At 39.1% G+C, this 14,228-nt stretch carries 9 protein-coding genes; 2 read left to right on the top strand and 7 right to left on the bottom strand.

Features of this window, described 5'->3' with window-relative positions:
• Positions 1–198 precede the first annotated feature (198 nt).
• The 7 genes from ACLL8Z_RS03370 to ACLL8Z_RS03400 all read right to left on the bottom strand — a co-directional run bounded on the left by ACLL8Z_RS03370 (position 199) and on the right by ACLL8Z_RS03400 (position 11,911).
• Positions 199–1,518, bottom strand: a complete 1,320-nt coding sequence (locus ACLL8Z_RS03370) for a sugar MFS transporter (protein ID WP_411273344.1) — start codon at positions 1,516–1,518, stop codon at positions 199–201.
• A 363-nt stretch (positions 1,519–1,881) separates the two neighbouring features.
• Positions 1,882–3,237, bottom strand: coding sequence for a Gfo/Idh/MocA family protein (locus tag ACLL8Z_RS03375; protein WP_411273345.1), 1,356 nt, complete (start codon positions 3,235–3,237; stop codon positions 1,882–1,884).
• 107 nt (positions 3,238–3,344) lie between these two features.
• Entirely contained in the window at positions 3,345–4,346 is a 1,002-nt protein-coding gene (locus ACLL8Z_RS03380; RefSeq protein WP_411273346.1) for a Gfo/Idh/MocA family protein, read from the bottom strand.
• A 139-nt stretch (positions 4,347–4,485) separates the two neighbouring features.
• Positions 4,486–6,198: a RagB/SusD family nutrient uptake outer membrane protein gene (locus ACLL8Z_RS03385; protein WP_411273347.1), complete on the bottom strand. Its 1,713-nt coding sequence runs from the start codon at positions 6,196–6,198 to the stop codon at positions 4,486–4,488.
• A 52-nt stretch (positions 6,199–6,250) separates the two neighbouring features.
• Complete coding sequence (locus ACLL8Z_RS03390; protein ID WP_411273348.1) at positions 6,251–9,562, bottom strand: TonB-dependent receptor; 3,312 nt, start codon at positions 9,560–9,562, stop codon at positions 6,251–6,253.
• A 248-nt stretch (positions 9,563–9,810) separates the two neighbouring features.
• Complete coding sequence (locus ACLL8Z_RS03395; RefSeq protein ID WP_411273349.1) at positions 9,811–11,076, bottom strand: FecR family protein; 1,266 nt, start codon at positions 11,074–11,076, stop codon at positions 9,811–9,813.
• A gap of 244 nt (positions 11,077–11,320) precedes the next feature.
• Positions 11,321–11,911, bottom strand: a complete 591-nt coding sequence (locus ACLL8Z_RS03400; protein WP_411273350.1) for an RNA polymerase sigma-70 factor — start codon at positions 11,909–11,911, stop codon at positions 11,321–11,323.
• Positions 11,912–12,092: 181 nt separating this feature from the next.
• Between ACLL8Z_RS03400 and ACLL8Z_RS03405 the strand changes: the two genes are divergently transcribed.
• Positions 12,093–13,421 (top strand): sugar porter family MFS transporter, encoded by a 1,329-nt coding sequence (locus tag ACLL8Z_RS03405; RefSeq protein WP_411273351.1) that lies wholly within the window; start codon positions 12,093–12,095, stop codon positions 13,419–13,421.
• A gap of 13 nt (positions 13,422–13,434) precedes the next feature.
• A partial coding sequence (locus ACLL8Z_RS03410; protein WP_411273352.1) for a carbohydrate kinase family protein occupies positions 13,435–14,228 on the top strand: 794 nt, incomplete at its 3' end.

Raw genomic sequence — 14,228 nt, forward strand, 5'->3', positions numbered from 1 at the left:
TGCCCCTTCAGCCTTACCGGATTGGCAAATACAACAAAAAAAAGCAATATGAACTTTGTTAAGATTTTCATTTTAGAATTTTAAATTTAAAAGTATAACCCGGATTTTGCACAAGAGCTCTGTTCCTTTCCCATGCCTCACGTGGAATAGGTAATAGTATAGGATTGGTTAAAAGCTACGGTTTAATTTCAGGGAAGATTATTTAGCCCATTTCTTAAACCGGTAACCGTAGAATGCGTAGAAGACAAGGAACACATAACAAGGGAACAGAACCCAGTAAGCCTGACGCGCACTGGACAGATCTACAAAATAACCGTAAATAAGCGGCAGGATCGCATTACCCGCCAGACCCATAACCATCAAAGAAGCTCCGATCTTAGTAAATCTACCCAGACCATCCAGCGCCAGCGGCCATATTCCTGCCCATACCAGAGAATTTGCAAGTCCAAGCATAACTACGAACCAGATCGAAATATCTGTAGTGTGGCCCAGGAAGGTAACCTGACCCTTTGCAAATACAATGAGAAGGGTTAAGATAATACCCAGGATCGTGCTGATACGCAGGGCATTTAACTGACTGATAAATTTCGGGATGGCGATGATACCGACTATATATGCGCAAATTTGTGCTGTAAGAGTATACGAGGGGAATACTTTAGCTTCAATTAAATTAAGGTTCATAGTTGCTGCGTAACTTATTACAGTATCTATAGAGATAACCTGCGTTCCGACATGCAGAAATATGGCAATAGCCCCAAGGATAAGATGAGGAAACTGAGTGATCGAAGTTTTTCCGGTATTTGCCAGCGCAACATCATCACTTTCATGCTCTGTATCAATTTCAGGAAGCGGAGAAAAACGGATAAATAAGCCAAGCAGAAAAAGAAAGGTACCAACACACGCATAGGGAACAATTACCCTTTGAATCAGTTCATGCAATGCTGCATTCTTTTCTGCAACATCCATCTTTGAAAGATTATCAAACATGTCACTATCAGTAGCTCTGAAAATAACTGCTGCAAATAATAAGGGTGCGAGGATCCCGGCGCCCTTGTTGCAAATGCCCATGATGCTGAAGCGTTGAGCTGCACGTTCTTTTGGGCCCAGTATGGTGATGTAAGGATTGGCTGCAGTTTGAAGAAGTGCCAGTCCGGCGCCTATCGAGAATAAACCAAGTAGGAATAATTCATAGGTCATTGTTATAGCCGCGGGTACAAACAGAAAAGCTCCTCCAGACATTATCCAGAAACCAATCATCATTCCTTTTTTGAATCCTACATTTCGCAGCAGGTATGAAGCAGGTATTGAAAATAGTAAATAAGAGATATAGAAAGCAAATGTTACCAGGTACGATTGAACATGGGTAAGTTCAAAAGCTATTTTAAAATAGGGAATTAAGATCGCATTAATCCAGGATGTAAATCCAAACATAAAAAAGAGAAATCCGATGATCAGGATCCCGGTTACAGTATCCCGCTGACTTAAAGAACCTACAGCTACGGTGGTGTTTTTCTTCATAATTAATTTAAAAAATTCGTAAGGATTAGCTTTATTTATTAATTAGTGTGTGCTGGTTAATTGGCATCCTCCCTATTTTCTTTAATTTAGAGGCGCTGTTCTCATCTATAAATAAAATCGCATGATCATGCCTTCACAGGATGGTTGAAGCATCTAATTCACTAGTCCCGCTGTCCAGTGTATGATAAATGCGTTTGCCATCAACTCTCCCGGTGCAACCGCATACGCGTAGGTAGATTTTAATAATGCGGACATCGTGATGGTGAGGGCATGGGTAAGCACACCTTTCGGCAATAGCAAAAAGCTTTCACCAAGCTATTAAAAACCTTTGTCAATGGCCATAGGTTTATCTGCCAGTATTTATCAGACGTTGGGCTCCCATCCTTTTTGATATGTTCTCGACCAATATTTCAAGGCCTCTTTATTGTTTAATATATGCCCGTTTTTAGGATCAATGTCTAATGTACTTCCTGTACGCTGGGCTATATTACCCAGCTGCACTAATAATGTACTTTGATGTCCGCTTAAGATATCAGAGTTCAAACTGGTACCTTTCTTAATGGCATCAAAGAAATTGTTAATATGCAAAGCATCCAAAGCCTGAGAGGGACTAGTTAAGCTCCGGGCATCAACTTTCATATCATTTTTTACTTCTTTAACCAGTTTATTGTTTAAGTCATGAATTGCATAACTATTGCCACCGTCGATTTGAAGAGTGCCATTTTCACCATAAAAAATTACACCAACGCTTGCACCTTCCACATTACGGCTGTTACAGCTGCGGCCTTCCCAGGTAATGGAGGCCTTATTGCCGAACTCAAGTGTCATTACCTGGGTATCGGGAGTTTGCCAGTCATCCTGGTATCTGTAGCGGCCACCAGCAGAGGTTACTTTTGTAGGGTAATCAACTCCAAGACCCCATCTGGCAATATCTACCATGTGTGTTCCATTATTCAATGCTTCACCGGTTCCCCAGTTCCAGAACCAATGCCAATTGTAATGAAGGATATTGTCTTTATATGCCGTGCGTGGTGCGGGGCCTTGCCACAAGTCAAAATTTAACCAGGATGGCACTGCTGCTTCTTTCCCTATTCCAATTGAGGGGCGGTTGTTTGCGTACCATGTTTTAGCAAAATAAGGTCTTCCTATAACTCCTCCATGCAATTCCGTTATAGCCGCAACAACATTTGGCCATGAACGTCGTTGGTTTCCCATCTGAATTACATTCTTATACTTATTTGTCACTGCTAAAAGAATCTCGCCCTCATTTGGGTTATGGCTGCAAGGTTTTTCTAAATAAACATGCTTACCTGCTTTTGAAGCCAATATAGCGGCAGGGGCATGCCAATGGTCAGGAGCAGCAACAACCAATGCGTCCACATCTTTATATTCCAGGGCTTTTCTAAAATCAGGCTCGGCCTTAGGGCGTTTATTTTGGATCTTTTCAACCTGCCCGATACACTTATCCGCAGCACGGCTATCGACATCGCATACGTATGTTACTTCACAATTAGGTTGCATTGAAAAATTATTAGCCAGAGCTAAACCACGGGAATTTACACCCATCATAGCTACTCTAATACGATCATTAGCACCTAATATATTTGCATAGCTTTTTGCACTAAATCCCGGCAATATACCTCCAAATGATATTGCAGCTGCTCCGGTAACCGCATTTTTAATAAAATGTCTACGGGTTTTGTCATCTAATTCCTTCATAGTTTACCTTAATTTTCGATTCACGATTGACTGTTGTACATTCATCTCTTTGGGAACAACAGGATGTACAATTAATAAGAATTGTAAATAGTAATTATCTAGCCTTATTAAATAATTTTCATATTTACCGGAGCACCCCCTTTAGCCTTGCTCTCATCAGCAGCTTCTATAAATGCGGCTATTTCTAATGTTTCTTCCGGCTTCACTGGTGCTACTCCTGTTTCAAAAAACTTAATGATCTGTACCAGCAATGGATTGTAGCCATTGAACTCTCCTAAAGTCACATTTCCTTTTTCGCCAAAGACCCTTGCTCCATAATCATTCTTGCCACTACGCGTACCCCTAAAACTTCCAACCCTTCCATCATTCCAAACACCCACTACAACATCAGTGTCATTGGTATGTATTCTAGTCACCGTTTTACATCCTGTACCCATTATTGCAAATAACATTTCCACTCCATGTATACCGTACCAGAATAAATCAGGATGGGTTTTCTCTAATTTTGCAGGACTAAATGTTTCAGCACCCAGTATCTTACCTATTTTCCCCTGCCCAATGTCAGAAATACCTGTCATATATCTTAATGATGAAGAAGAAAAAACCGGGGTTTTGTATTGTTTTGCAGCGGCAAATATAGCCGAAGCATCGGCCAGTGAGGCTGCCACAGGCTTATCAATAAACACTGGCTTACCAGCCTTAAATACCTGCAATGCCTGTTCAAGATGTAAACGGCCATCATTGGTTTCCAATAAAACCACATCTACTTTCTTTAAAAGATCAGCTATGGAGCTTACTATTTCTACCCCCATCTTTTTCACATCCTCAATGTATCCAGGTATCCTTTCAACACTACTTACTATGTCATTGCTACCCTTAGGATAAGCAGCTACAACTTTATACCCTCCGTAAACAGCAGCAGCATCCGTAGCATTTAATGTTTTAGTAAATGCAACTGCATGTGAAGTATCTAAACCAATAATTCCTACCCTTTTCCCTGCGAGGGGGGCAGATTTGGCATAAAGGGAACTCATGCTGCCGGATATACTTAAACCAGCACCGGCTATTGCAGACATCCTTAAAAAATTTCTTCGGTTGTAATTATTCATAAAAATTTTTCTATTAATTAATTTAAATCTCCTTTTAGTTAATTATCTGTATTAAATACGCAACTACCAATAGAAGCTTAGGGCTTTCATTAGCTCCAGCCATGCTGATTTATTGGTTGGAATTTTAATATTTAATTGCTCAATACCCAGGATTCTGTTTTATCACAGCACCAATATTTAAATCAATTTGACTTTGAGGAATAGGATATAAGGTATTGAAATCCTTGACATTCAAACCCGGAACTTTTGGATTATTATTATAAAGCTTGACTCTTTCTACAAACTTCCCCATCCGGCGTAATGTAATAACTCTCCATTCTTCACCATAAAGCTCCCTGGCTCTTTCATCCAATATATAGTCCAGATTAACATCTGATGTTGAAACCGGAGTTGCATTGGCCCGGGCTCTGATTTTATTAATATCTAAGGCGGCAGCATTAGGATTATTTAAACGGACATAAGCTTCAGCACGTATTAGTAATGTAACTGCAAGTCGTATTGCATAAAGATCTTTATGATTTTGTCCTCCACCAGACCTTGCAGGATCAGTAAAATGATTACCGGGATCAGCAAACTTCATAAAGTATGGATAAATATATTGGGTTGTATCTCTCAAAGCATCCCTTGATCCAGCAGGATAAAGACTGAAATCAATCTTTTTCTTGTGAAATTTGGATGAGGGACTATCGTAATAAAAATTTCTTTTAATATTATGCTCTGCATTCCTATTGTCATTTTTCCAATTACCTTTCCATATATTATAGGAAACATAATTAGTAGGGCGTATCCACGATACAGGCCTACCCAGTGTATCAGAAAGCCCGGTATACTTACCATTAACCAGCTCCCCCCGAAATGCAGGAAAACCGTCCGGAGTATTTCCCATCCGGTAATATGCTGGTCCAAATGCTCTTTCACCTTCAGCAAATAACCCACCTGTAACAAGCGGTTCTATCTGAATCACCCAAATAGATTCAGTATTTGATGACAGATTTTGATTTCCATATCCAAAAAGATCATAATAAGCATCTCCTGACCCAAAAACATCCTTGCCAAGTCTTGTTCCAAAGCGTTTTGTCATCAAGGCATAACCATACCCATCTATTACTTTTGTTGCCGCTTCTACAGCTAACTGGTATTTATTGTCAGTCAGGTATAATTCACTAAGCATATGCCAGGCAGCACCTTGATTAATCCTTCCAGGTGCCTCTTCTTTACCGGGGACTGGTAATTTTGAAGTTGCAAAAGTGAGATCATCTTCCATTAATTTATATGTTTCTGATTTAGGAGCTCTTACAAAATCAATTTTTGCTGATCTAACTACATCCTTAACCAGGGGAACATCGCCATAAAATGAAACCAGAATACGATAAGCAAAAGCCCTAAAGAATTTTGCTTCAGCCAAATACGCATTTTTCTGCGCTTCATTAGACCAAATCGAGGCATTTGAAGACTCAATAGCTTCAATTAAAACATTCGCCCTTTGTACCAATTGGTAGTTCCATGTCCAAAAAATGCTGGAATAAGAATTTGCTGGAGTGAGAAAAGTAGAGTAATCTGTTAAAAATCTTGCACTAGCAGGGTCTTCACCGAAATAAGATAAATCAGTTCCAATGCCATACATTTGAGTTACGGCATCATTAGGTCCATAATACCAGTTTTGACGTACGCCAGCGTATAAACCTCCTATCCCTTGTTTAATTCCTGGGACAGTGCTATAGGCATTTTCAGGTGCAAGAAAATCAAGCGGGGTCTCTTTGAGCACATCCTTAGTACAAGAAGAAAACATTAATAGAAGAATGCCTGTAAGCAACAAACACGTTTTGGCAATTTGATTTATATATATTTTCATTGATTTTTAATTTTAAAATCTATAATTATTGAACAGGTAATTGGATAACTAATTAAATAGAAAGCCTGAAACCTGCGATAAAGTTTCGCATAAGCGGTGAATCACTGACACCTGTCTCCGGATCCCAACCTGACCACTTAGTCCAGGTGTAAAGATTTTTTCCAGAGACATAGACCTGTCCGCTACCAATGCGTAATGTTTTAAGTATAGCAGGACTTAACTTATATGAGAGAGAAATATCCTGTAAGCGAACAAAACCCCTGCTTTCATAAATTCCACTCCATACAGCAGGTGCACTATAAATTCCAGTAGAATTATTTACTCCATTTTCAGGTGTCCAATAAGGTCGTACTGCCGTAAGATTGTTTCTTATTATTCCAGCTGATTCCCGGCCGGCGGGTGCACTTGCAGCATTGATATTAGAAGCGTTATTCTCCAAATAATACCCGTTTCCTCCTTGTATTGAGTTTAGAAAGAAAGAAAATGAAAAGTTATTGTAGGATAAAGTGTTACTAAAACTTAACCGGTAATTGGGAGCCTGGTTTCCAATAATTGTTCTGTCAGAATTTGGTTCAATAATTCCATCATTATTTTGATCTACGTATTTAAACTGGCCAGGATACCAATTTTTCAAAGTTTTACCACTATATAGCTCCTGTTCAGACCATAGGCCTCCTCTCATTTTATAATCATAAATAGCACCTATAGGCTGTCCTACAAACCAGGAGTTACCTACATCATTATCATTTTTACCGCCATAAAGTTTCGTTATTTTATCTCTATTGAGCGAAAAAACAAAATCGGTTTTCCAATTGAAACGGCCTTCCAGATTAATAGTTGTCAATCCTAATTCAATACCTTTATTGTCAATAGCTCCAATATTTGTCCAGACACTTGGGTATCCGGTTGTTGGAGGAATAGCTCTACTAACCAACACATCCGTAGTTTGAGCTTGATATACATCAACAGACCCAGAAATTCTTCTATTTAGAAACCCATAATCAACACCAATATTTAAAGATGAGGTCTTTTCCCAACCCAGATCATTATTTCCTAATGTACTAGGATAAATAACAACAGCTGGTGAAGCTCCAAATACATATGCATCAGTTGACATTCTGGAGAAACTTGAATAACTTCCAATTCCCTGATTACCGTTTTGCCCATAGGAAGCTCTCATCTTTAAATAGACTCCCTTCATATTTTGAAGAAATTGCTCATCCGAAGCTACCCAACCTACTGATACAGAAGGAAATGTTGCAAATTTTGTGTTTACTCCAAAACCTGAGAAACCGTCTTTTCTAACTGTTGCCGTCAATAAGTAACGATTTTTAAAGGAATAGTTGGCACGGGCCATATAAGAGATTCCATTGGATTCTGATGCATTTGATCCAACAGTGGCAATAGTACCAAGACTCATATTGTTATATCCCAAAACAGGATTAGGGAATCCCTGTGAATTAAGGACTGAGCTTTCTGCATGACTGTTTTCGCGACTGTAAAGCAAAGTTGCATTTACCTGATGGTCATTAAAAGATCTTGTGTAGGAGGCTATGTTGTTAACAATCCAACTTCTGTTTTGCGAAGGATTCTTTATTGCCTGCCCCAGATTTCCCGAACCATTTGGCGTTGTTACCGGGAAAAAAGTGTTGTTATTACGATTGGTATAAGTGTTAGAGTAGTTTAATTCGTAACTCAAGCCTTTAACCCATGGAACGGTTATCTTCGCACTTCCTACAAGGAACAGATTGTTTCTAATATCACTATTTTTTACGTATAAATTATTTAAAGGATAGGGCATATATGCCTCACCAGTAAGGAACATATCATAGTTATCTAAACCAATCTTGTTATTAGCTAAAGGACTACCTGACCTTGCATCTCCAAGGCTTGCCTGCAAACCGGAAAAATCACGATATGAATAGGTTGAAATCAACCCTAAAGTAAACCAATCGGTGACTTTACTTTCGATATTAGAACGTAGTGTAAGCCTTTTGAAATTATCATTCTGAAGAATTCCATTCTCACCAGTATATGAGCCCGAAACAAAATAATTGTTCCTTTCAGTTTTCCCCGACACATTTAGGTTGTAGTTTTGAATCGGAGCGCTTTGTAATACCTCATCAACCCAATCAATTTGATTTCCAGCAAGGTAATTATTCCTCTCCTCCTGTGTTCTCAGTCTGGCTGCAACGACATTTCGATCGTTAATATTAGGCCTGACAGGTTTACCCGTAGAACTTGTTGGTTTTGATTTGTACCAATTATACAAATCCTGCTGATAATAATAGTCCACTAACCTGTTCGCATACTGATCTGCATTCATCACTTTCATTGGATTATTTGTCATATCCTGCAAACCACTATACATGTTAAAGGCAACTACCGGTTTATCTGACTTGCCTTTTTTTGTTGTGATAAGCATTACACCATTGGCAGATCTTGATCCATAAACTGCAGCAGAACTGGCATCTTTTAAAATATCTATAGATTCAACATCGCTGACGTTAATATCGGAAATTGAGCCATTATAAATTATACCATCGAGAACAACTAAAGGATTGCCACTTGCAGAAAGGGAAGTTTGTCCCCTTATAGAAACATTTGGTTCGCCTCCTGCTAAACCGGCTCCTTGAACATTTATTCCGGCAGAAGCACCAGATAAGGCTTGTAAAAGATTTGTGTTTGACTGAAGTTCCTTATCCTCCATCGATACTCTAACGGCTGACCCAGTCACGTCACTCTTTTTTTGCGTTCCATAGCCAACAACCACTACTTCATCCAAACTACCAGCTTCTTCAATTAAAATCACATCAATCACACTCTCCTGCCCTTCAATTAAAGTTAACTGTTTAGTTATCTTAGCAAATCCCAGATAGGTAAAACTCAATGTAAAACGTCCGGAAGGCACATTCGTAAAACTATAATTACCATTAGCATCAGTAGCTACAGTTTGTGTTGAAGCCCCTTCCAGTTTTATTGTCACACCGGGCAGTGTTATACCTTTGGTGTCACTGACTTTTCCTTTAATTGTACCCTCAGCCACCGCAATCGCTTTCAATTCTGATTTCTCCAGTGGCTTAACTATGATAGTTTTTTCTACCAGCGTATACGTCACCGACTGTCCTTCAAAACACTCCTTAAGTACCTGCTCCAACGGTGCGTTATTAACTTGAATGCTTACCCTTTCAGCTTTCTGTAACAACTCATTATTATACAAAAAGAGGTATCCGGTTTGCTTTCTTACTTCTTTGAATACCTTTTCCATAGGGACATTACGCGCGGAAAGGGTAACCCTTTGCGAAAAGGCCGTGGCGTTTACCTGTAAACAGCCAAGCGTTAATAAGAGTGTAGTTAGTTTCATGGTTTTAGCAGAAAATAAACAGAAAAACTTGCTTCCATATTTAAGGCAGGACATCGCTTTGTGAAGCGGATTTAGATTCATACTTTTACTAGTTAAGGTTAAATTATTGAGTTCAATTTATCGATTGCAGCTTTGTTTATGCCTTAATTAATTCTGACCGGAAACGTTGCATCGTTTCCGGTTTTTTTATTAAGGAAATTATATTTTATTTATTATTGGATTAGAATTTCCTATTGATTATCCATTTATTACTTACTTACCACACTGATCTTTTTCCCTTTTATTTCAAACTTCACACCGCCTGTTAATTCTAACATGTTTAGCACTTTTGAAACATTGATATTCCTGGAAATAACCCCGGTAAAATGTTTCAAGGGCATTTTCCCTTCATAATCAATTTCTACATCATACCAGCGTTCTATTTGTCCCATTACCGTTTTTACATCGGCACCATTAAATTGAAAGAAACCGTTTTTCCAGGCAACTATTTCTTCGGTATCTACATTCAACAATTGAATGCTCCCGTTAACTTTCGCCTGCTGGCCGGGTCTTAATAGTTGTGAGTTGCGGGTTGCAACCTCACCCCCGGCCCTCTCCTTTGGAAAGGAAGAAATTGGCGCATAAACTTTTACGCTTCCTTCCAGCAAGGTGGTATTTATAGATTTTTCATCCGCATAAGCCATCACATTAAAGTGTGTACCAAGCACTTCTATACTTACATCATACGTTTTTACTTTAAATGGTACCCTCACCCGCCCTCCGTCAGAGAGAGTTGTTAGTTTTGCTACTTCAAAGTAAGCCTCACCTGTTAATTCGACCTGGCGCTCTTTACCTGTAAACGCGGTAGGAAAGCGAAGGGAAGATCCGGCGTTAAGCCACACTTTACTGCCATCCGGAAGGATAACGTGGTATTGGCCGCCTTTAGGTGTAGAAATTTTATTGTATAAATTTTCTGCTGGGTGACTGCCCTGTGCAGCATTATAAACCAATTGACCATCTTGTTTAACTATCCGCGTTCCGCCTTGTTGCGTTAAACTTCCATTATTAACTTTTTCCAAAACCACTACAGAACCGTCTGCCAATTCAAGCCGGGCTTTATCGCCACCGGGCAAAACATCATCTTTATGGCGCACATTGATTTGTTGAGCGACAACAGCTTGTTTTTCCTTATTATATCCTATATAAAATGCAAATCCTGCGGTTAAAAAAAATGCGAGAATGGCTGCATATTTCCATTTAGCAATAAATTCCCATGGTTTAACTTCTCTTTTTTGAAAGGTATGCTGTGCTACTTTCTGCCATGCGGAAGAAACATCCACTGATGAAAAAAATTGCAATTCCCTTTTAAAAGAGGTTTCATCGCTTAAGGTTTCCAGAAACAGCCTATTCCGTTTGTCTGCTGCTAACCATTTATTAAGCGCTTTCTGTTCATGTGGGGTAAGATCGCCTCCAAGATACCTGACTATCAGTCCGGCATTTTCAAAAACGTCTTGATGTTGGTCTGTTTTCGCCATGTTTTATAAGGACACCCGACCAGCTTAAATGGGTGAAGCCGATGTGAAATTTATTTTAAGGAGGTTAACCCGGATGGTACCCTCCGGAATTTAGCCGAAAAGCACAATGCACTATGTTTAAAATATTCTTACAATGCAGGTTGTGACAAACTGTTTATCAACAATAAAAACAATGATTAAAATATGTGTCCTAAAAAGGCTTTTTTAGAAGTGTCCCAATTCAGATCAAAGGGTCTATTCCTAATCAGGACTTATGATGCTGCAATAACATGATAAAAACGGTAAGCACTTCAGGTTTTAGTATCACGCGAAGTAATTGCAATCCGCGTTGTTTTTGTGTTTTAACAGTATTTATTGATAATCCCAGCTTCTGGGCTATTTCACTATTTTTCATCCCCTCTAAATAGCCCATCCTGGAAATACGCTGGCAGCTCTCTGGCAGTATTTCAAGAGCCTTATGTATTTCAGCTAATACTTCAGAACGGATCATCGAATGAATAATATTAAATTCTTCTATGGGAGCAGGATTCTGCTGTTCCAGATATTGGCTTACTACCTTATGATGCCTGATCAAATTCAGACTAGCATTGCGAACTGTACTATACAGGAAGTTTTTAACCGCTATATCATGAGTAGATATTTCTTCCCGATGGCCCCAATATTTGATAAATGCTTCCTGTACAAGGTCTTCCGCACTCACCTTATCTCTCACAATTTGAAAGGAAAAGTGACAAAGACGTGGATAATAGGTTTTAAAAAGTTGTTCAAAAACTTTTCCTGGAGGTAGTGATTCCCAATCTGCGGATATGTTATTACATTGATCAGGAAAATTCATAGCCAATATGGATAAATAGTTAATAAAGTGCTTAATAAAGTCCTGAGTCTTATCTGTTAAATTATTAATGAGAAATTTAATTAACTTTAATTTACAAGTTCAAGAGATAAAATTTCAGTCTCCTAATTCTATTTAAACGATAAGGCTATCAAATGCTTCATTCAAAATTTAAATCTAATTTATGAAAAAAAATTCAGTCCTTTCCTGGTCTATTGTAGTTGCCCTCGGGGGATTTCTATTTGGCTTTGATACCGCAGTTATTTCCGGAGCGGAAAAAGCAATTCAACAATACTGGCAACTTTCGGTATTTGAACATGGCTTTACCATATCTATAGCATTAATCGGGACGGTATTAGGTTCCATATTTGGATCAAAACCCACTGATCATTATGGCAGGAAAAACACCTTATATTTTGTCGCTATCGCCTATTTATTATCCTCTCTGGGTACGGCACTAGCCGATAATTGGTATGTTTTTATGATTTTCAGATTCCTGGGAGGCTTAGGCGTAGGGATTTCCTCGGTCACGGCGCCTATTTATATTTCTGAAATATCACCGGCCGATCGCCGGGGAAAACTAGTGGGGCTTTTTCAATTTAATATAGTGTTAGGGATTTTAATTTCTTATTTGTCGAATTACCTGATCAGTTTTGGTGGAGAAAGTTCCTGGCGATGGATGCTTGGGGTACAGGTTGTTCCTTCACTTTTATTTTTGGTTCTTTTACGGTTTATTCCTGAAAGTCCCCGTTGGCTGGTGCTTAAAAGAGGGGCAAAAGATAAAGCATTGGAAATACTTCGGATTATTAATCCATTAAATTGCGAACAAGAGCTGGCGGCGATCCAAAAATCTGGTTCAGACATACAGGCCGATAAAGCAGGCAATAGTTTATTCTCTGGTAAGTATAATACACCAATTGTATTAGCTATGCTGTTTGCTTTTTTTAATCAGGTATCCGGTATTAATGCAATCATTTACTATGCACCACGAATTTTCGAAATGGCTGGCTTAGGAGCTCATTCGTCCTTACTTTCTACGGTCGGCATAGGCATCGTTAATTTTGTTTTTACTCTTTTAGCCATAAACATTATTGATAAAGTAGGCAGGCGATTATTAATGATCATCGGGTCTTTCGGTTTAATCGCTTCTCTTTTATTAGTTGGTTTCACATTTTTGGATAAAGAGCCCAGTGGATTTGCCATTCCTATTTATGTGATGCTTTTTATTGCCTTTTTTGCCTTTTCGCAGGGAGCGGTTATCTGGGTTTTTATTTCTGAGATATTTCCAAATCAAGTAAGAGCTAAGGGGCAAACCCTGGGAAGTTCTACTCATTGGGTGATGGCTGCCATCATCGCTTTTTGTTTCCCCTATTTTGCAGAAGCGTTAGGCGGAGCGGTCACATTTTTCTTTTTTGGGGGTATGATGGTACTTCAATTAATTTTTGTCTGGAAAGCAATGCCTGAAACCAAAGGGAGGTCGCTGGAGCAGATTGGTAGCAGCGTAATACACTAGTGTGCCTGAGAAAATGAACGTTGATAATTTAAGAAGCCCGGTTATCTGCTTTGGAGAAATCCTCTGGGACATTTTGCCCGATGGTCCGCAGCCCGGCGGAGCCCCTTTAAATGTTGCGTATCACCTGAATAAACTTGGAGTAGGTACCAGCATCATCAGTAGAATTGGCAATGACGCTAACGGTCAGAAACTGGAAGATTTACTGGATAGCTGGGGGATTAACAAAAATTTGATTCAGAAAGATTCGAAATATCCGACGAGCGAAGTTATAGCCAGCATGGGTAGTGGAAACGAAGTTACTTATGAGATCGTTTTTCCAGTTGCCTGGGATTTCATCCACTATGAAAAATCGATTGATATCCAGATGGAGTCCGCAGACTACCTGGTTTACGGGAGCCTTTCATCCAGAAATGACATCAGTCGAAATACACTTTTTGAACTATTGGAAGGGAATGGAACCAAGGTATTCGATATCAATCTCCGTCCGCCATTTTATGATAAAACCATTTTGTATGAACTTATCAGAAGAGCTGACATCGTAAAATTCAATGAAGCTGAATTGGAAATATCTCAATCGCTATTCGGCGGAACTTTTTCTAAAGAGTCAGACCAGGTTAAATACATCCAGGAAAAATTTCAGATTCCAGAAATTGTTGTAACCAGGGGTGAATCCGGGGCTTCCTATTATAAAAATGATGACTCGTATCACGCCTTGGGAGTTGGCATTGATGTTAACGATACTATAGGAAGCGGTGATTCTTTTTTAGCTGCCTTTATTGCCGGTCATTGCCAAAAAGTTGATCCAAA

It is taken from the genome of Daejeonella sp., from assembly GCF_046590655.1.
Lineage (GTDB): Bacteria > Bacteroidota > Bacteroidia > Sphingobacteriales > Sphingobacteriaceae > Daejeonella.